The organism is Enterobacter sp. 3U4, assembly GCF_057224565.1.
Window position 1 is genome coordinate 1,942,992 of record NZ_CP136665.1, and the last position, 18,464, is coordinate 1,961,455.

General features: G+C 54.8%; 19 protein-coding genes. 10 read left to right on the top strand and 9 right to left on the bottom strand.

Annotated features, from left to right (window positions below; translation table 11 throughout):
* The first annotated feature begins 143 nt into the window (after positions 1-143).
* Together dtpA and gstA are read left to right on the top strand one after the other, a co-directional pair.
* Positions 144-1,652: a dipeptide/tripeptide permease DtpA gene (gene dtpA, locus RVY89_RS09130; RefSeq protein WP_023311373.1), complete on the top strand. Its 1,509-nt coding sequence runs from the start codon at positions 144-146 to the stop codon at positions 1,650-1,652.
* A gap of 105 nt (positions 1,653-1,757) precedes the next feature.
* Positions 1,758-2,363 (top strand): glutathione transferase GstA, encoded by a 606-nt coding sequence (gstA, locus tag RVY89_RS09135; RefSeq protein WP_484827602.1) that lies wholly within the window; start codon positions 1,758-1,760, stop codon positions 2,361-2,363.
* Positions 2,364-2,423: 60 nt separating this feature from the next.
* Here the strand turns inward: gstA and pdxY are convergent, their stop codons facing one another.
* The 5 genes from pdxY to anmK form a co-directional block, all read right to left on the bottom strand.
* Positions 2,424-3,284 carry a pyridoxal kinase PdxY gene (pdxY, locus tag RVY89_RS09140; protein WP_484827603.1) on the bottom strand — a complete coding sequence of 287 codons (861 nt, stop codon included), beginning with the start codon at positions 3,282-3,284 and terminating at the stop codon, positions 2,424-2,426.
* A gap of 66 nt (positions 3,285-3,350) precedes the next feature.
* On the bottom strand, positions 3,351-4,625 hold the full coding sequence (tyrS, locus tag RVY89_RS09145; RefSeq protein WP_028012910.1) for a tyrosine--tRNA ligase: 1,275 nt from the start codon (positions 4,623-4,625) through the stop codon (positions 3,351-3,353).
* 125 nt (positions 4,626-4,750) lie between these two features.
* Positions 4,751-5,407: a pyridoxamine 5'-phosphate oxidase gene (gene pdxH, locus RVY89_RS09150; RefSeq protein ID WP_024909355.1), complete on the bottom strand. Its 657-nt coding sequence runs from the start codon at positions 5,405-5,407 to the stop codon at positions 4,751-4,753.
* Positions 5,408-5,464: 57 nt separating this feature from the next.
* A complete protein-coding gene (mliC, locus tag RVY89_RS09155) occupies positions 5,465-5,788 on the bottom strand; it encodes a C-type lysozyme inhibitor (protein WP_023311369.1) in 324 nt (107 codons plus the stop codon).
* Between the two features lie 93 nt (positions 5,789-5,881).
* Entirely contained in the window at positions 5,882-7,006 is a 1,125-nt protein-coding gene (anmK, locus tag RVY89_RS09160; RefSeq protein ID WP_484827604.1) for an anhydro-N-acetylmuramic acid kinase, read from the bottom strand.
* 255 nt (positions 7,007-7,261) lie between these two features.
* On the opposite strand from anmK, the gene slyB reads away from it, so the two are divergent.
* Both slyB and RVY89_RS09170 read left to right on the top strand, forming a co-directional pair.
* Positions 7,262-7,729, top strand: coding sequence for an outer membrane lipoprotein SlyB (gene slyB / locus RVY89_RS09165; protein ID WP_008500578.1), 468 nt, complete (start codon positions 7,262-7,264; stop codon positions 7,727-7,729).
* Between the two features lie 195 nt (positions 7,730-7,924).
* Positions 7,925-9,286 (top strand): MASE4 domain-containing protein, encoded by a 1,362-nt coding sequence (locus RVY89_RS09170; protein ID WP_484827605.1) that lies wholly within the window; start codon positions 7,925-7,927, stop codon positions 9,284-9,286.
* 35 nt (positions 9,287-9,321) lie between these two features.
* Here RVY89_RS09170 and slyA read toward each other — a convergent pair whose 3' ends face one another.
* Positions 9,322-9,762: a transcriptional regulator SlyA gene (slyA, locus tag RVY89_RS09175; protein WP_021241135.1), complete on the bottom strand. Its 441-nt coding sequence runs from the start codon at positions 9,760-9,762 to the stop codon at positions 9,322-9,324.
* Between the two features lie 186 nt (positions 9,763-9,948).
* Here slyA and RVY89_RS09180 point away from each other — a divergent pair, with 186 nt between their 5' ends.
* From RVY89_RS09180 to RVY89_RS09190, 3 genes are read left to right on the top strand one after another with little or no spacing between them, the layout of a single operon-like run.
* A complete protein-coding gene (locus tag RVY89_RS09180) occupies positions 9,949-10,185 on the top strand; it encodes a DUF1656 domain-containing protein (protein ID WP_371897630.1) in 237 nt (78 codons plus the stop codon).
* Between the two features lie 2 nt (positions 10,186-10,187).
* Positions 10,188-11,048: an efflux RND transporter periplasmic adaptor subunit gene (locus RVY89_RS09185; protein ID WP_484827606.1), complete on the top strand. Its 861-nt coding sequence runs from the start codon at positions 10,188-10,190 to the stop codon at positions 11,046-11,048.
* Positions 11,048-13,081, top strand: coding sequence for an FUSC family protein (locus tag RVY89_RS09190; RefSeq protein WP_484827607.1), 2,034 nt, complete (start codon positions 11,048-11,050; stop codon positions 13,079-13,081). Before RVY89_RS09185 ends, RVY89_RS09190 begins: the two co-directional genes overlap by 1 nt.
* On the opposite strand, the gene sodC is transcribed toward RVY89_RS09190, so the two are convergent.
* The 3 genes from sodC to RVY89_RS09205 form a co-directional block, all read right to left on the bottom strand.
* Positions 13,060-13,578, bottom strand: coding sequence for a superoxide dismutase [Cu-Zn] SodC (sodC, locus tag RVY89_RS09195; RefSeq protein WP_484827608.1), 519 nt, complete (start codon positions 13,576-13,578; stop codon positions 13,060-13,062). The genes RVY89_RS09190 and sodC overlap by 22 nt on opposite strands.
* Before the next feature lie 80 nt (positions 13,579-13,658).
* Entirely contained in the window at positions 13,659-14,555 is an 897-nt protein-coding gene (locus RVY89_RS09200) for an aldo/keto reductase (protein WP_484827609.1), read from the bottom strand.
* A gap of 48 nt (positions 14,556-14,603) precedes the next feature.
* Positions 14,604-14,843: a DUF1289 domain-containing protein gene (locus RVY89_RS09205; protein ID WP_484827610.1), complete on the bottom strand. Its 240-nt coding sequence runs from the start codon at positions 14,841-14,843 to the stop codon at positions 14,604-14,606.
* A 149-nt stretch (positions 14,844-14,992) separates the two neighbouring features.
* On the opposite strand from RVY89_RS09205, the gene eptA reads away from it, so the two are divergent.
* The 3 genes from eptA to nemA are packed head-to-tail and all read left to right on the top strand — an operon-like array spanning position 14,993 to position 18,412.
* Positions 14,993-16,618 carry a phosphoethanolamine transferase EptA gene (gene eptA / locus RVY89_RS09210; protein ID WP_484827611.1) on the top strand — a complete coding sequence of 542 codons (1,626 nt, stop codon included), beginning with the start codon at positions 14,993-14,995 and terminating at the stop codon, positions 16,616-16,618.
* Positions 16,619-16,660: 42 nt separating this feature from the next.
* Complete coding sequence (locus RVY89_RS09215; protein ID WP_045910326.1) at positions 16,661-17,260, top strand: TetR/AcrR family transcriptional regulator; 600 nt, start codon at positions 16,661-16,663, stop codon at positions 17,258-17,260.
* A gap of 54 nt (positions 17,261-17,314) precedes the next feature.
* A complete protein-coding gene (gene nemA / locus RVY89_RS09220; RefSeq protein WP_484827612.1) occupies positions 17,315-18,412 on the top strand; it encodes an N-ethylmaleimide reductase in 1,098 nt (365 codons plus the stop codon).
* The last annotated feature ends 52 nt before the right edge of the window (positions 18,413-18,464 follow it).

Genomic DNA, 18,464 nt, shown 5'->3' on the forward strand with positions numbered 1-18,464 from the left:
TATTACAAACGTATTGCCAGATGGGGCAGGATAGTGAACATTACCCGCCGTTTCTCCTCCCAATATAACTATAAGGCGTATGGACTACGGCCATCACGCTATGAACACCCCCGTTAATATGGGATGTAAAAAAAGAGGTATATGTGTCTACTGCAAACAATAAACCAACAGATGAAAGCGTGAGTCTTAACGCTTTTAAACAACCCAAAGCGTTCTATCTCATCTTCTCTATCGAGTTATGGGAGCGTTTTGGTTATTACGGCCTGCAAGGGATCATGGCAGTTTACCTGGTGAAACAGCTGGGTATGTCCGAAGCCGATTCCATCACGCTGTTCTCTTCCTTCAGTGCCCTGGTGTACGGTCTGGTCGCGATCGGCGGCTGGCTGGGCGATAAAGTCCTCGGGACAAAACGTGTCATCATGCTGGGCGCCATTGTCCTGGCAATTGGCTATGGTCTGGTTGCATGGTCAGGGCACGATGCCGCTGTCGTGTATATGGGTATGGCGACGATTGCCGTCGGTAACGGTCTGTTCAAAGCGAACCCGTCCTCCCTGCTCTCTACCTGCTACAGCAAAGACGATCCGCGTCTGGACGGTGCATTTACCATGTACTACATGTCCATCAACATCGGTTCGTTTTTCTCAATGCTGGCCACCCCATGGCTTGCAGCAAAATTCGGCTGGAGCGTGGCGTTTGCGCTGAGCTTCGTGGGTATGCTGATTACCGTGGTGAACTTCCTGTTCTGCCGCAGCTGGGTTAAAGACTACGGTTCAAAACCTGACTTTGAGCCTGTGCATATGGGCAAACTGCTGGCCACCATCGTGGGCGTTGTTGTCCTCGCGGCAATCGCCACCTGGCTGCTGCACAACCAGGGTATTGCACGTGCCGTTCTGGGCGTGGTAGCGCTGGGTATCGTGGTCATCTTTGCGAAAGAAGCATTCGCCATGCAGGGTGCTGCCCGTCGTAAGATGATTGTGGCATTCATTCTGATGCTGGAAGCGATTATCTTCTTCGTGCTGTACAGCCAGATGCCAACCTCTCTGAACTTCTTCGCCATTCGTAACGTTGAGCACTCGATTCTGGGCATCGCGTTCGAGCCGGAACAGTATCAGGCCCTGAACCCGTTCTGGATCATGATTGGTAGCCCGATTCTTGCCGCCATCTATAACAAGATGGGCGACCGTCTGCCAATGCCGCACAAGTTTGCTATCGGTATGGTGCTGTGCTCCGGTGCGTTCCTGGTGCTGCCGCTGGGTACCAAATTTGCCACCGACGCCGGTATCGTGTCCGTTAACTGGCTGATCCTGAGCTACGCGCTGCAGTCTATCGGCGAACTGATGATCTCCGGTCTGGGTCTTGCGATGGTTGCACAGCTGGTGCCACAGCGTCTGATGGGCTTCATTATGGGTAGCTGGTTCCTGACCACTGCCGGTGCGGCAATCATCGCGGGTAAAATTGCGAACCTGATGGCTGTGCCTGAAAACGTCACTGATCCACTGGTTTCGCTGAACGTCTACGGTACCGTGTTCATGCAGATTGGTATCGCGACTGCGGTTATTGCCGTTCTGATGCTGCTGACCGCACCGAAACTGAATCGTATGACTCAGGACGATGACAAGACGGCGGAAGCGACCAAAACCGCTACCGCGTAAGATTGTTGAGAAACGACTGAACAGAAGCCGCTAATGCATTAGCGGCTTTTTTTTTGTCCGTATGCGCACTAACATAGCTGAAACCTCAGCAAAAAGGAGTTACCGATGAAACTGTTCTACAAACCGGGCGCGTGCTCTCTTGCTTCCCATATCACCCTGCGCGAGAGCGGCAAAGATTTCACGCTGGATGGCGTTGATCTGATGAAAAAGCGTCTGGAGAATGGCGATGATTTTCTTGCCATTAACCCCAAGGGACAAGTTCCGGCGCTCTTGCTGGATGACGGTACTCTGCTGACCGAAGGCGTCGCGATTATGCAGTTCCTGGCCGATAATGTGCCCGATCGCCAGCTGCTGGCGCCGGTCAGTACCATTTCTCGCTATAAAACGCTGGAATGGCTGAACTACATTGCCACCGAGCTGCACAAGGGCTTTACCCCCCTCTTCCGCCCGGATACGCCGGAAGAATTTAAGCCGACCCTGCGTGCCCTGCTGGAGAAAAAGCTGCAGTACGTTAACGAATCGCTGAAAGACGAACAGTGGATTTGTGGTTCGCGCTTTACGATTGCCGATGCGTACCTGTTTACCGTACTGCGCTGGGCGCGCGCGGTTAAGCTGAACCTGGAAGGGTTAGATCACATTGCGTCGTATATGAAACGCGTGGCAGAGCGCCCTGCCGTGGCTGCGGCGCTGAAAGCGGAAGGGCTGAATTAACCGAGCGGCCTGTGTCGCCGGGTGGCGCTGACGCTTACCCGGCCTACACGTTTAGGCCGGTTATAACCGGGTTGCGCTGAAATAGTGCTCCGGCTTCGCAATACGATCCTGTGCCGCAACCACCTGCAGTTCATATTCCTGCATCTCTTTCGTCGCCATCATGATTTCGTATACCGCCGCAGTAACGTGCTCGAGCGCATCGCGCATTGTCGCCCCTTGCAGTAATTTTACCAGCAGCAGACCGCTGGTAACATCTCCGACCCCAACCGGCTGGCGCAGGCCAAAATCCACCAGCGGACGGCTGATATGCCAGGCGTCATCTTTCGTCACCAGAAGCATCTCAAAACGGTCCTGGCTCAGCCCTGCGCGCGCAAGGTGTTTTACCAGCACAACCTCAGGCCCCTGCGCGATCAGCTCGCGGGACGCGCTTACGGCCTCTTCTACGCTATTAACCGGATGCTCGCAGAGAATTTCCAGTTCGACCAGGTTTGGCGCAATGATATCGCTGGCGGGCAGCGCGTGGCGGACGTGAAACTCTGCAACGCCTGGCGCCACGATACAGCCTTTCTCAGGATGGCCCATGACGGGGTCGCAGAAGTATTTTGCCGACGGGTTAGCGGCTTTCACCTGGCGTACGATGCCGAGGATATGTTCCCCCTGCTCCGCTGAACCAAGATAACCGCTCAGCACGGCGTCACAGCGCTTGAGCTGGCCGATATCGGCAATGCCCTGCACGACCTCGGTGAGGTGTGAAGGCGGCATCACGCAGCCGGTCCATTTGCCGTACTGCGTGTGGTTGGAAAACTGAACGGTATTGAGGGGCCAGACGTTGGCGCCGAGGCGGCGCATCGGGAATTCCGCTGCGCTATTGCCAGCATGTCCAAAAACAACGTGGGACTGAATGGCGAGGATGTTCTTCATTTTATGCTTACCAAACCCTGAAAAAACAAAAGGGGCGTGGTTTCCCACGCCCCTGGAGACTGTGATTTATTTCCAGCAGACAAGGCAGTAGTTTTTCTTACCGCGACGCAGCAGGGTGTAGCGGCCATACAGACGGTCGCCGTCAACGAAGGTGTATTCCGGGTCGGCCTGCTTTTCACCGTTGATGGTGATGGCATTGGACGCGATGGTTTTACGCGCCTGACCGCGGGAAGGCTGGAGCTCAGAGTCCACCAGCGCCTGCATCAGGTCAGCCCCTTTCTCCATCTCAACCATTGGCACGCCGTCCTGCGCCAGCTGTTCGAAGTCCGCTTCGCTCAGATCGCTCAGGGTACCGTTAAACAGGCTGGCGGTAATGCGTTTTGCCGCGGCCAGACCTTCTTCACCATGAACCAGTTTGGTCACTTCGTCCGCCAGCACGTACTGCGCGCGCGGTGCTTTACCGCTGTTCTTGTCTTCTTCTTCCAGAGCATTGATCTCTGCGATATCCATGAAGGTAAAGAACTTCAGGAAACGATAAACATCGGCATCCGCCGTGTTGATCCAGAACTGATAGAATTTGTATGGACTGGTTTTCTTCGGATCGAGCCATACCGCGCCGCCCTCAGTCTTACCGAATTTGGTGCCGTCTGCTTTGGTAATCAGCGGAACGGTCAGACCAAACACCTGATTCTGGTGCAGACGACGGGTCAGGTCGATACCGGAGGTGATGTTACCCCACTGATCGGAACCGCCAATCTGCAGGGAAACGCCGTGCAGTTTGTTCAGGCAGGCAAAGTCATAACCCTGCAGCAGGTTGTAGGAGAACTCGGTAAAGGAGATACCCTGGTCGTCGCGGTTCAGACGCTGCTTCACGGCTTCTTTGTTAATCATCTGGTTAACAGAGAAGTGCTTGCCGATGTCACGCAGGAAGGTCAGCACGTTCATGCCACCAAACCAGTCGTAGTTGTTCGCGGCAATGGCAGAGTTATCACCACAGTTGAAGTCGAGGAACGGTGCAACCTGTTTGCGGATCTTATCCACCCACTCCTGCACGGTATCTTCGGTATTCAGTTTACGCTCAGCGGCTTTGAAGCTTGGGTCACCAATCAGACCGGTCGCGCCGCCCACCAGGGCAACAGGCTTATGGCCCGCCATCTGGAAGCGTTTCAGGCATAACAATGGAACAAGATGCCCCAAATGCAAGCTGTCAGCGGTGGGATCGAAGCCGCAATAGAGCGCGATCGGGCCTTGCGCCAGTCGCTCTGCTAACGCTTCCTCGTCCGTCACTTGGGCCACGAGGCCCCGCTCTTGCAATTGTTTAATCAAGTTACTGCTTGCCATCCAATTCTCCATGTATAAACGACTGCACCTTTGCCGGTACACGACTTTTCGCCTGATGCGAAAGGACCATAGAATAAAGCGCAAGCGCGGTGTGCGCTAGCGCTTAAATCAACAAATTTCGGGGATTATGGTGCCAGTCTGTCGATTTTCCAGCCGCCATTCTCGCGCTGGTATAAAAAGCGGTCATGCAGGCGATGTTCGCCCCCCTGCCAGAACTCCATCTGCTCAATCGGGATGCGGAACCCGCCCCAGAAGCTTGGCAGAGGAATTTCACCCTGCTGGAACTTCTGCTTCAGCTCCAGGAATTTACTTTCCAGCACGCCGCGAGCAGAAATTCGACTGGACTGTTTTGATACCCAGGCGCCAATCTGGCTGTCACGCGGGCGGCTGTGGAAATACTTCACCACTTCCAGCGTCGAGAGACGTTCCGCCTTGCCGGTGACCATTACCTGACGCTCCAGCATGTGCCAGGGGAACAGCAGGCTGATACGCGGATTGTTTTCTAAATGGTGCGCCTTGCGGCTGCCGAGGTTGGTATAGAACACCAGCCCTTTCTCGTCATAATGCTTGAGCAATACGATGCGCTGATACGGTTGACCGTTTTCATCCACCGTCGCGACGACCATAGCCGTTGGGTCGGCGAGTTTCGCTTCGCAGGCCTGTTTCAGCCAGCGTTCAAAAAGCACGAGAGGTTCAGCGGGAAGATCCTGGCGACGCAGGCCGCCTTTAGTGTATTCACGGCGCAGATGCGCAATTTGCTGCAGTTCGTCGTTATCTGACATGGCGTTAGCTGACATTGAGAGTGGGTGGCGCTATTGTGCGCCGCCCCTGTAAAAATCTCAACGCTTCGGATTTTCGAGCTGGCAATTGTTCAGCACAATGCGGTCGCGTTTGTAGACCGTGGCGCTGTCGCCTTTCGACCAAAAGACGTAGATACCGTCGGAATAACGTGCGCCGGAGGCTGACATCCCCTGCTTCAGCGTCAGCAATTTATTGTCATAAACAAAACTGGCTTCCTGGCGTGGATTGTTCAGCTTCACGGTCAGCGGTTTTTCGTCGCAGCGATACTCCAGCGTATCGGTCTGCATGCGCTCAAGGAGCTGGTTGTAGACGCTGCATCCTGACAGCAACAAAGGGGCGGCAATAAGAAGAAGTTTTTTCATGGGCGTATTCCGAAGACTTTCCTGGTCCTGGAGGGCATGGCTGCCCCCCTGTTTCGTTCCATTCTAACGACGACGCGCCGCGCTGAATTTCAGTTAACTCTGATTATGACGTGGATTTGCCGGGAAAATCGCCCCGAGGACGCTCGCCTCACGCGCACCGGTAACCGACGGCAAGTTGCCCGGCAGTCCGGCAATGGTGCGCCAGGCAAGCCAGGCGAAGGCCAGCGCCTCCATATCATCACCGCTGATGCCGGCCTCATCGGTCGTGGTCACTTCGGTACCCGGCAGCAGCCCGGCAAGACGCGCCATCACCAGCGGGTTGCGGCTTCCCCCGCCGCACACCAGCAGGCGTTCACATCCGCCGCTGAGCAGAACTTGTTCGGAGATCGACACGGCCGTCAGTTCGGCAAGCGTCGCCTGGACATCCTGCGGCGCGAGCGCCGGGAATGGCGCCAGCTGACGCTCAAGCCAGCCGAGGTTGAAGTATTCACGCCCCGTGCTCTTAGGTGCCGGTAGGGCAAAATAAGGATCGCTCAGCATTGACTGCAGCAGCGGAATAATCACTTTTCCCCCGCTAGCCCACTCCGCGTTTTTATCATACGGTTGTCCACACTGCCGCCAGATCCAGGCATCCATTAACATATTGCCCGGGCCGGTATCGTAGCCGCGTACGGGCTGCCCCGGGATGAGCATCGACAGATTGGCAATCCCACCAATGTTAAGCACCATGCGGCGTTCTGTAGGGTGAGCCAGTAACGCCTGATGGAACGCGGGAACCAGCGGCGCGCCCTGTCCGCCAAGGGCGATATCGCGACGACGGAAATCGCCAACCACCGTCACGCCCGTCTTTGCTACAATCTGGTTGTTATCACCGATTTGCAGGGTATGCGGGGCATCTCCGCCGGGTTCATGCCAGACCGTTTGTCCGTGACACCCGATGGCCACAATATCCTGCGGGCGAAGATGTTCTTTTTGCATCAAAGCCTGCACCGCATCCGCAAACAGCGCCCCCAGGCGAACATCAAGCTGTCCAAGCTGGGAGAGGGTCAGCTGCTGCCCCTGACAGATACTCAGAATATCCTCTTTCAGTGCAATGGGGATTGGCCAGGTCAGGCTCGCCTGCTGCGCCACCATGTTTTCGTCAATGGCGGCTAAAACGACATCTACCCCATCCAGACTGGTGCCTGACATCACACCAATGTAGCGACCCGATTTCATGCGCTTTCCTTACGTTGCGTGGGCTAAGGATATCCACTCAACCATAAACGGCTCAGCTTTGCCATCCGGCGATAATATTTTTTAACAATGTCAGACGCGTAACACTGGCGGATCCTGTTTATGTCTCGTTAAGTCAAATTCAAGTACAATTTTCTTATTGTTAGTGCAAAGATATGAACTATGGCTCCTTATGCCATATAATTTAGCCATAACGGATGCCCCCAATCGGGCGTTTTTGGTGAACAGGAGATTCAAATGATTTTACGTGTACTGGGCGTTTCGCTGATTGGTTTAACTCTGGCTGGCTGTGTGAATGACAGTTCACTTTCTGGCGACGTTTACAGCGCTTCTGAAGCGAAACAGGTTCAGAACGTGACTTACGGTACGGTTGTTAACGCACGCCCTGTACAGATTCAGGGTGGAGATGAAAACAACGTGATGGGCGCAATCGGCGGTGCTGTCCTGGGTGGTTTCCTGGGTAACACCGTTGGCGGCGGTACTGGCCGCTCTCTGGCGACAGCCGCAGGTGCCGTTGCGGGTGGCGTAGCAGGCCAGGGCGTTCAGGGTGCGATGAATAAAACTCAGGGCGTAGAGCTGGAAATTCGTAAAGACGACGGCAGCACTATCATGGTTGTCCAAAAACAGGGCAGCACTCGCTTCTCTGCAGGCCAGCGCGTTGTTCTGGCAAGCAACGGAAGCCAGGTGACCGTTTCTCCACGTTAATTAAAAATGGATGTGGTCACCAGACCACATCCATTTACAATATATATCACTCTCACAAATATATTTACAAAATATATTCACCACACCTATTATTAATCACAGCGTATATTGTTTCTGCGCAAAGTATTTTTTTTGCCAATTGATTAGACTCTTCGCAATCACCTCTCTCCTTACATTATAATTTTGTTAAATTTTATGCTTGCGAAAAATCGTTCTTTGAAGGGCCGTTATATCTCATTCTGCTTAGGCTGCATTGCTGTCATCGGGATATTACAAGCTCTATTTTCAAAACTCGTTGAATGGGTGCCGTCCTTTTCACCGCTTTTATTCCCTACGCTCACCATTTTCCTGGTGGTGTTTCACCTGTTTATTGCCTGTTTTATGGCGATGAAATACTGGTGTGACAGAAGACGCTTGTATCTCATCGCTATCGCTTTCGCCTTTGCCGGTTCAACATTGCTGATGGTCGGAACGCTGTCCAGCTTTCCAGCCTGGCTGGATCTCTATCAGTTCAACGTTGTGAACTATAACGATGCAATGATTTACTATATGTTCCGCCATCTTTTAATGGCACTGATGCTCATCATTGCGGCAATACTTTATATCGCGCGCAATCATCCTCTCTCACGGCAGGCGCATATCTTCATCGTGAGCGGAGCATTTCTTTTTACCACCGTTATAGTAGCGTTGGCCTGGATGTACTCCAGTCATTCACCTCTTTTATCGATTGACCTGGTTGATAATGAAACCCGTCAGTTTATGGTTCTCTGGAGCCATTTCATTAATATTTCATTAATCGTTCTCTGGGTGGTGACATTAGCAACGCTGATGTTTGTTACCCGCGTACGCAATTTATTCTGGGTTGGCGGTAATTTTCTGTGCGTCTGCTATATCGTCACGCTTTCAATGCTGTTAGCGGGGGGACATGCCGAAGATATTTCCTGGTACCGCGCCCGGTTATTTGAAACTGTCGCCACGCTGCTGATTATTTTTGTTCTGCTTTACGATGTCTTCAGACTGTATCGTGACTCGCACGTAAAATATCAGCAGTCCTATCAGAACTCGATTCGCGATCCGCTCACGCGCCTTTATAACCGCAGCTATTTTTATGAATCGTTAAACCAGGCGCTGGATATCGCCAAACCCAACCGCCCCGTTTCCGTCATCGTCAGCGATCTCGACCGCTTCAAGCGCATTAATGACACCTACGGGCATCTCCAGGGCGATAAGGTCCTGCAGTTTGTCGCCAACCTGCTGATGGATTCCGTGCGCCCGCAGGACATCGCGGCCCGTATCGGCGGCGAGGAATTTGTGCTGATGCTGGCCAATACGTCGGCAGACTCCGCCTACCAGGTGGCTGAACGCATACGCCTGAAGCTAAGCAGCTTTGATAAAACCAGCAGTGACGGTCAGTTGCCGGAGCCCATCACCATCAGTATGGGGGTGTTTACGGCAACGTCATCAACGATAACCGCAGAAGCGTGCGTGGAAAGTGCCGACAAGGCGATGTATGAAGCGAAGGAGACGGGTCGTAATCGTGTGGTCGTCTTTAAGTAAAAAAAGGCCTTGCTGCTGCAAGGCCTTCGTGTTTATCAGTCACGGGACTGTAGCTCATGGATATTTTGCTCAAGGCGAGCAATCAGGCTAATGAGCATTTCCAGCTCCGCCGGTGAAACGCCTGAGAGGATTTCACCGCGCGTTTTGGTGATGACTGCTTCCATTTCGGTGATGATAGGCGCCGCTTTCTCAGTGAGTTTAATCCGCTTAGCACGACGATCGCTGGCGCAGGTTTGTCGGGAGATCAACCCCTTCTCTTCCAGCTGATCAAGCGTGCGCACCAGCGACGGTTGCTCAATGCCTATCGCTTTTGCCAGCTGAATTTGTGACTGATCGGGCGGCAGCTGATGAATGTTGTGCAGCGTGACCCAATGCGTCTGTGTTAATTCCAGAGGTTTCAGGCGATGGTCAATCAGAGCACGCCAGACGCGTACCAACCTTGCCAGATCAGAACCTAATGGCGATTCCAATTTCATCTCCTTATAATTAGCTTGCTAAGTTATTATACTGATTTTAGAATAGTGTGCAGCATTTGTATTGCCAAAACAAATGCAATACTGCATTCATCGAACTTAAAAGTATGACTTACACTGAATTGTGATGCTTCATCATACTATGACAAGCCAACGCGGCATTCTGTTCACTGCAAAGGATTTCTGCCCGTGACGTTTTTTCATCGCTCAGAGGGTTTACCCCTTCAGGATCTGATCTTCGGTGCGTCAGTCTACTTTCCTCCCCTGTTTAAGGCCGTTCTGGTGGGCTTTATCTTCTGGCTCATCGCGCATCGTCTGCTTCGCGACTGGATGTACTCCGGTGAAATCTGGCATCCCATGCTGATGGATCTTTCCCTGTTTGCCCTTTCCGTATGCCTGGGCCTTGCCGTTTTGACTGTGTGGTGAATATGTCCCTGAAAACGCTAAAGTACTTTTCCACTCTGTTTATTCTTGCCCTCGCGCTGATTGCGGGCTGGTGGGTGTGGAATTTTTATATGCAGTCGCCGTGGACCCGTGACGGCAAAGTTCGCGCTGAGCAGGTCAGCATTACCCCTCAGGTGTCGGGAAGCATTACAGCGCTGTTGGTTAAGGATAACCAGTTCGTCAAAAAGGGAGATGTTTTATTCCGAATTGACGACACCCCGTACCACATTGCGATCCTGAACGCCCAGGCGCAGCTGGCAAAAGCCGAGTCGGATCTGGCAAAGGCCAACAACGAGGCCAACCGCCGCCGCCACCTGTCGCAAAACTACATTTCAGCGGAAGATTTAGATACCGCCAATATCAACGTTAAGGCGATGCAGGCTAACGTCAACGTGGCGGAGGCAACGCTGAAGCAGGCGCAGTGGCAGCTCACACAAACCGAGATTACGGCACCTGTCGATGGATGGGTGACCAACCTTTCTGCCCGCGTGGGTAATTATGCCACCACGGGACAACCGATATTCGCCCTCGTTGACAGCCACTCCTTCTACGTCGTCGGCTATTTCGAAGAGACCAAGCTTCGGCATATCCGCGAGGGATCGCCCGCCACCATTACGCTTTACAGCGGCCCGAAGAAGTTACAGGGTCACGTAGCCAGCATTGGCCGCGCCATTTACGATCAAAGCGTCGAAACGGATTCCGGCCTGGTGCCGGACATCAAGCCGAACGTGCCCTGGGTGCGTCTGGCCCAGCGCGTTCCGGTTCGCGTGGAGTTTGACAATTTACCGCAGGACATCACGCTGGTCTCCGGCACCACCTGTACTGTCTCCATCGGAAACCGGTGATGAAGCTGCCGGCACTCTCCTGGCAAAACACGCCGTGGATCAAAGCGACGCGTCCTCAGTGGCGCTACGCGCTGCGTAACGGCATTGCCATGTGTCTGGCGCTGACCGTCGCCTATTACCTGAACCTGGATGAGCCCTACTGGGCGATGACGTCTGCCGCGGTGGTGAGCTTTCCGACGGTAGGCGGGGTGATCAGTAAAAGTCTTGGGCGCATCGCCGGCAGCCTGCTAGGCGCCACCGCGGCGCTAATTATCGCCGGCCATACGCTGAACGATCCGTGGCTGTTCCTGCTGAGCATGGCCGCATGGCTGGGGTGCTGTACCTGGGCCTGCGCCCATTTTACCAATAACGTCGCTTACGCGTTCCAGCTGGCGGGCTATACCGCCGCCATTATCGCCTTTCCGGTGGTTAACGTGCTCGACACCACCGAGCTGTGGGATATCGCCCAGGCGCGCGTTTGTGAAGTGATTGTCGGGATCCTCAGCGGCGGCTTCATGATGATGATCCTCCCAAGCACATCCGACGGTACCGCGCTCATCACTGCGCTAAAGACCATGCATACCCGGTTGCTGGAACACGCGAGTCTGCTGTGGCAACCGGATACCAGCGACGATATACGCCTGGCGCATGAAAAGGTAATCGGGCAGATCCTGACCATGAATCTGTTGCGTATTCAGGCGTTCTGGAGCCATTACCGCTTTCGCCGCCAGAACACTCTGCTTAACTATCTGCTGCATCAGCAGCTGCGCATGACCAGCGCTATCTCCAGCCTGCGCCGGATGCTGCTCAACTGGCCGACGCCGCCTGAAAACACCCGAGCCGTGATTGAAACGCTGCTTGCGGCCCTCGCGCGCCCGGATGCGGACATTTACACCGTAGCGCGGATAATCGCCCCGCTCGCCCCGGTTGATGAGTACGACTATCGCCATCGCGCCTTCTGGCAACGTCTGAATTACTTTTGCCGACTCTACCTGCGCAGCAGCCGCTGGATTAACGCGGTTGAGAATGCCACGCCGGTCACGGAGTTCAACGTTCCCGGGAGCCCGGCTCTCGCCCGCCATACCGACTATTTGGAAGCGCTGTGGAGCGGTTTTCGCACCTTCTGTGCGCTGATGCTGGTGGGGGCGTGGAGCATTACCACGCAGTGGGAGTCCGGTACGGCGGCCCTGACGCTTGCCGCCATCAGCTGCGTGCTTTACTCCGTCGCGGCTTCGCCGTTCAACTCGCTTACGCTGCTGCTGCGTACGCTGGTGCTGCTGTCGCTGTTCAGCTTCGTGGTTAAATTTGGCCTGATGGTGCAGATAAGCGATCTGTGGCAGTTCCTGCTGTTTCTGTTTCCGCTCTTGACCACCATGCAGCTGCTCAAGCTGCAAATGCCAAAACAGGCGGGCCTCTGGGGGCAGCTGATTGTCTTTATGGGCTCGTTTATCTCCGTGACCAATCCGCCGGTTTATGATTACGCCGATTTTCTCAATGACAACCTGGCGAAAATCCTTGGCGTGGGGCTGGCTTGGCTGGCTTTCGCGGTGTTGCGACCCGGCTCCGATGCACGAAAGAGCCGCAGGCATATTCGGGAACTACGCAGAGGGTTTGTCGACCAGCTCAGCCGTAAACCGCATCTGAGCGAAAACGAGTATGAATCGCTGGTCTATCATCACGTCAGCCAACTGAATAACAGCCAGGACGCGCTTTCCCGGCGCTGGCTGCTGCGCTGGGGCGTGGTGCTGTTGAACTGCTCGCACGTGGTCTGGCAGCTTCGCGGGTGGGAAACACGGTCCGACCCGCTGTCGCAGGTTCGTGATGTTTGCATCTCCCTGCTGCGCGATGTGATGAGCGAACGCGGTGTACAGCAGCGCCCGCTGGCAACCACGCTGAATGAACTGCAGCGGATTTGCGATACGCTTGCACGCCATCATCTGCCCGCAGCCCGTGATTTGGCCTCGATAATCTGGCGGCTGCACTGCTCGCTGTCGCAGCTGGAGCAGGCCCCACCGCCGGGTACGATTGGGGATCAGATCACGCCGCAGGCATAACGCGCCCCGCCGCCTCCAAGCGGTTTAGGCCGATCGGACATATTGTCGCCGCCGACGTGAATCATTAGCGCTTTACCTTTTACCTCGTCCAGCTTTTTCAGACGCGGTGCGACAACGGGATCGGTGGCTTTACCGTCGTTATTGACCACCAGCGCGGGCAGATCGCCCAGATGTCCCATACCATCCGGGCCCTCATGCTTGCCGGTATGCTGGGGATCCAGGTGCCCCCCTGCCGCTTCCGCCGCCGACGCTTTACCCTCTTTTAATGCGGGCTGACAGCTGCCTTTGGCGTGAACATGAAAACCATGCTCGCCGGGAGGGAGTGCTTTGAGGTTGGGAGCGAACTCCAGTCCTTTGTCGGTTTCCGTGATTTTCACCGTACCGATGGACTGGCCCACACCCTGAGAGGTGACGAGATTCATTTCCACTTCGTCGCTGGCTGCCTGCGCCCCTGCGCAAACAACCAGCGTGACCAATGCCAGAGCAAAACGCTTCATATGACCTCCGCTGGTTATTTTTTGCCCCTTAAGTGTATACCAGGGGCAAAGATTTCACCGGAAAGTCACCTTCTGGCGGTTTATGGTACGTCGTAACCCAGCGCGGCCTTACGGATGCGGAACCACTGTTGACGGGTCATCTCCAGCTCTTCAGCGGTCAGTGCAGAACGCACGCGTTCTATTTTGCCGGAACCGATAATAGGCAGCGGTTTTGACGGCAGGCGCAGGATCCACGCGTAAACCACCTGTTCGATGCTCTCCGCGTTCAGTTCGCGGGCGATGGTTTCAAGCTCGTTGCGCAGCGGCTGGAATTCATCATCATTAAACAGGCGTCCGCCTCCCAGGCATGACCAGGCCATCGGGCGAATACGCAGCTGTTGCAGCTGGTCGAGGGTACCGTCCAGCAGCAGCGGCTGGTGTACCGGGGAAATCTCTACCTGGTTGGTAGCCAGGGTAAACGGCAGACGAGACTGAAGCAGTGCAAACTGCGCCGGGGTAAAGTTGGAAACGCCGAAGTGACGCACTTTCCCACTCTGATGCAGGTTCAGGAAGGCTTCTGCCACCTCATCGGCATCCATCAGCGGATCCGGGCGGTGGATTAACAGCAGGTCGATACGGTCGGTCGCCAGATTGACCAGCGACTGCTCAGCGCTCTTGATGATATGCGCGCTGTCGGTGATGTAATGCCCAAGGGCGTGTTCCGGTTTTGCCGTGGTGGCAATCCCGCATTTGGTGACAATCTCCATGCGGTCGCGGAGAGCCGGAACAAGCTTGAGCGCCTCGCCGAATGCGGCCTCACACTGATAGCCACCGTAGATGTCCGCATGGTCGACCGTGGTGACGCCCAGATCGATGTGCTCTTCAATAAAGCTCGCCAGCTGGAGGGGGGACATATTCCAGTCCATCAGGCGCCAGTAGCCCATCACAAAACGGGAGAATTCTGGCCCCTGGGGGGCAAGGGTAATTCGCTGAACCATAACATTTTCCTCAAGGACGTGATGTCATGAGTATACGCAATTACCGTGTTAAAAAAGTGAAGGTTGCTGGGGTTCTTCGGTCTCACCGGCTTTGTTTGCGCGTATTTTGCGCAGAAGACGCTGTCGGCAGAGGCGTAGCACCTCCTGCTTTTGCGTGTCGCTAAAGTTTTGCCAGTTGAAACGCTCGTCGCGGGTACGCATGCACCCGCGGCAATATCCGCGTTCATCCACCTGACAAATCCCCCGGCACGGGCTCTGGATGGGGAAAAACTCCAGCTGCTCTTCCACACTCACCTCCAGAAAGCCATTCTCACCTACAGTGAAGACGCTAAACGCGCCACGTGCAAGGCCTATACCACAGATTTATGGCATTAAGGTTTCACTAATCTTCCCTCTTTATACTCGGCCCATCATGACAATGACAGGTTTACCGATCGATGTGGTTAATCAAAAAGTTACAATGTAACGATATTAAATTTACTCTGGGCTGTGCACTCTTTTTTACGCTAATCAACGGGCTGTTTATCCAGCGCAGCTGGGCCATTATTGCCCCTGCGCACCTGCACGACATCCTCTTTGCCGCGTCCGTACCGCTGGTGCTGTTTTGCGGCTGGGTGATTGTCTTTAGCCTGCTGAATATCCCCTATATCCGTAAGCCGCTGCTGATTGTATTGACGATCGGATGCGCCGCGGCAACCTATTTTATGTACACCTACGGCGCGGTGATCGATCAGAACATGATTGTGAACGTGTTCGAAACCAACTCTCAGGAAGCGACAGCCCTTGTGACGCCGCAGATGATTCTGTGGATTGTTATTGCTGGCCTCGTGCCTTCCGTGGTGCTGGCTCTGACCCGCATTCGTACCGGTAAATGGTGGTATGCCCTGCTGACGCGCGTCGCTGCGATGCTTGGCGCCCTGCTGGTAATTATCCTGATTGCCGCCGTGTTTTATAAAGATTACGCCTCGCTGTTCCGCAACAACAAAAGCATCGTCAAAATGGTGACCCCGGCCAACTATGTCAGCGCCGTGGTGAAGTACAGCAAAATGCGCTGGTTTGCCGGCGATCAAACGCTGGTACGGATTGGCGAAGATGCCCATAAAGGACCGTTGATTTCGGGTCAGCAAAAGAAAACCGTTCTGGTACTGGTCGTCGGGGAAGCCTCTCGCGCGGCGAACTATTCCCTGAATGGTTACGATCGTGAAACGAACCCGGAGCTGAAAAAGCAGGATGTGATTAACTTCCCGCAGGCCTCCTCATGCGGCACTGAAACCGCCGTTTCCGTTCCGTGCATGTTCTCCGGCATGACGCGTAGCAAATACGATGCCGACCTGGCTCACCATCAGGAAGGTTTGCTCGATGTTCTGAAACATGCGGGTATCAACCTGCTGTGGCGCGACAACGACGGAGGCTGTAAAGGTGCCTGCGATCGCGTGCCGCATACCGATATGACGCAGTGGAATCTGGATCAGTTCTGCAAAGACAAATCCTGTATTGATGATGTGAATTTCTACCGTCTGGACAACGTGCTGGATGGTCTGAAGCAGGACACGGTGCTGGTTATTCACCTGATGGGGAGCCACGGCCCGGCGTACTATCGCCGTTACCCGGACAATTTCCGGAAATTTACCCCAACCTGCGACACCAATGAAATTCAGGATTGCGACCATCAGGCGCTGCTAAATACCTATGACAACACCATCCTGTATACCGACAGCATGGTCAGCAAAACCATTGATGCGCTGAAAGCGCGCCAGGCGAGCATGAACACCGCGCTGATTTATCTTTCAGATCACGGTGAGTCACTGGGTGAAAGCGGCATTTATCTGCACGGTACGCCGTACATGCTGGCGCCGGAGCAGCAAACGCATATTCCGTTTATGTTCTGGCTGTCGCCGGACTACGCGAAAAACTTTGGCGTCAATGAACAGTGTTTACGCGACCATGCAGCAAAAAATGCGGTCTCCCAGGACAATTTATTCTCAACCGTATTAGGTATGATGGACGTGAAATCAACGGTTTATCAACAGCAGCTGGATATACTGAGCGCATGTCGGCACTAAACTCGCTTGCATTAGACCGAACGGTCTATTAGAGTGCGGCCCATGAGCAGAAATACTGAACACGATACCCGCGAACATCTACTGGCAACCGGCGAGCGCCTTTGCATGCATCGCGGGTTTACCGGTATGGGGTTGAGCGAGTTATTAAAAACCGCTGAGGTACCGAAGGGGTCGTTTTATCACTACTTCCGGTCCAAAGAGGCCTTTGGCGTCGCGATGCTGGAGCGTCATTACGCGGGTTACCACCAGCGTCTGGCGACCCACTTTGCGTCGGGCGAAGGAAACTATCGGGATCGTGTTCTGAACTACTATCAGGAAACGCTGAACCAGTTCTGTCAGCAGGGCATTATCAGCGGATGCCTGACGGTCAAGCTGTCTGCCGAAGTGTGCGATCTTTCCGAAGATATGCGCTCGGCGATGGATAAAGGTGCCCGCGGCGTTATCGCCCTGCTGGCCCAGGCGCTGGAGAAAGGCCGCGATGAAAAAACGCTGGCCTTTTCCGGCGACCCCTTAATGCAGTCTCAGGTGCTCTACTCCCTCTGGTTAGGGGCCAACCTGCAGGCAAAAATTTCGCGCAGTGCCGTGCCGCTGGAAAGCGCGCTGGCACATGTGAAAAACAGCATTACTGCGCCTGGCGTATAACGGGCGCTTTTTATTTACCTTATTACTAGTCGACTGGTCTACTCAGGAGTCTTTATGTCAGCTGAAAAACTGTTTACCCCACTGAAAGTGGGTGCCGTCACGGCGCCAAACCGCGTGTTTATGGCTCCGCTGACCCGTCTGCGCAGCATTGAGCCGGGTGACATCCCAACCCCACTGATGGGCGAATACTATCGTCAGCGCGCAAGCTCTGGCCTGATCATCACCGAAGCCACGCAGATTTCTGCTCAGGCTAAGGGTTATGCCGGTGCGCCGGGCCTTCACAGCCCGGAACAGATCGCCGCATGGCAGAAAATTACCGCGGGCGTTCACGCTGAAGAGGGTCGCATTGCGGTCCAGCTGTGGCATACCGGCCGTATCTCTCACAGCAGCATTCAGCCTGGCGGCCTGGCTCCGGTTTCCGCTTCGGCTCTGAGCGCCAATACCCGTACTTCCCTGCGCGATGAAAACGGCAATGCGATCCGCGTGGATACCTCTATGCCGCGCGCGCTTGAGCTGGACGAAATCCCTGGGATCGTTAACGACTTCCGCCAGGCCGTGGCCAACGCACGTGAAGCCGGTTTTGACCTGATTGAGCTGCACTCCGCGCATGGCTATCTTCTGCACCAGTTCCTGTCACCGTCTTCTAACCACCGCACCGACCAGTACGGCGGCAGCGTTGAAAACCGCGCTCGCCTGGTGCTGGAAGTGGTTGACGCCGTGTGCCAGGAGTGGAGCCCGGACCGTATCGGCATTCGCGTTTCCCCAATCGGGTCCTTCCAGAACGTCGACAACGGTCCGAACGAAGAGGCCGATGCCCTGTATCTGATCGAAGAACTGGCTAAACGTGGCATCGCTTATCTGCACATGTCCGAGCCGGACTGGGCTGGCGGTAAACCTTACACGGACGCTTTCCGTCAGAAAGTGCGCGAGCGTTTCCACGGCGTGATCATCGGTGCGGGGGCTTATACCCCGGAGAAAGCCGAAGACCTGATCGGCAAAGGGCTGATCGATGCCGTCGCGTTTGGCCGCGACTACATCGCCAACCCGGATCTGGTTGCCCGACTGCAGAAAAAGGCGGCTCTGAACCCGCAGCGTCCGGAAAGCTTCTACGGCGGCGGCGCGGAAGGCTACACCGACTACCCTTCACTGTAATCTCGCCATTGTACATTGATAGCGGCGACAGTTCGCCGCTATACTAAAACAT

Bases quoted from the DNA above. Each gene is read 5' to 3' on its own strand.
- gstA (WP_484827602.1), top strand. From the start codon at position 1,758: ATGAAACTGTTCTACAAACCGGGCGCGTGCTCTCTTGCTTCCCATATC.
- pdxY (WP_484827603.1), bottom strand. From the start codon at position 3,284: ATGAAGAACATCCTCGCCATTCAGTCCCACGTTGTTTTTGGACATGCT.
- tyrS (WP_028012910.1), bottom strand. From the start codon at position 4,625: ATGGCAAGCAGTAACTTGATTAAACAATTGCAAGAGCGGGGCCTCGTG.
- pdxH (WP_024909355.1), bottom strand. From the start codon at position 5,407: ATGTCAGATAACGACGAACTGCAGCAAATTGCGCATCTGCGCCGTGAA.
- mliC (WP_023311369.1), bottom strand. From the start codon at position 5,788: ATGAAAAAACTTCTTCTTATTGCCGCCCCTTTGTTGCTGTCAGGATGC.
- anmK (WP_484827604.1), bottom strand. From the start codon at position 7,006: ATGAAATCGGGTCGCTACATTGGTGTGATGTCAGGCACCAGTCTGGAT.
- slyB (WP_008500578.1), top strand. From the start codon at position 7,262: ATGATTTTACGTGTACTGGGCGTTTCGCTGATTGGTTTAACTCTGGCT.
- RVY89_RS09170 (WP_484827605.1), top strand. From the start codon at position 7,925: ATGCTTGCGAAAAATCGTTCTTTGAAGGGCCGTTATATCTCATTCTGC.
- slyA (WP_021241135.1), bottom strand. From the start codon at position 9,762: ATGAAATTGGAATCGCCATTAGGTTCTGATCTGGCAAGGTTGGTACGC.
- RVY89_RS09185 (WP_484827606.1), top strand. From the start codon at position 10,188: ATGTCCCTGAAAACGCTAAAGTACTTTTCCACTCTGTTTATTCTTGCC.
- RVY89_RS09190 (WP_484827607.1), top strand. From the start codon at position 11,048: ATGAAGCTGCCGGCACTCTCCTGGCAAAACACGCCGTGGATCAAAGCG.
- sodC (WP_484827608.1), bottom strand. From the start codon at position 13,578: ATGAAGCGTTTTGCTCTGGCATTGGTCACGCTGGTTGTTTGCGCAGGG.
- RVY89_RS09200 (WP_484827609.1), bottom strand. From the start codon at position 14,555: ATGGTTCAGCGAATTACCCTTGCCCCCCAGGGGCCAGAATTCTCCCGT.
- eptA (WP_484827611.1), top strand. From the start codon at position 14,993: ATGTGGTTAATCAAAAAGTTACAATGTAACGATATTAAATTTACTCTG.
- RVY89_RS09215 (WP_045910326.1), top strand. From the start codon at position 16,661: ATGAGCAGAAATACTGAACACGATACCCGCGAACATCTACTGGCAACC.
- nemA (WP_484827612.1), top strand. From the start codon at position 17,315: ATGTCAGCTGAAAAACTGTTTACCCCACTGAAAGTGGGTGCCGTCACG.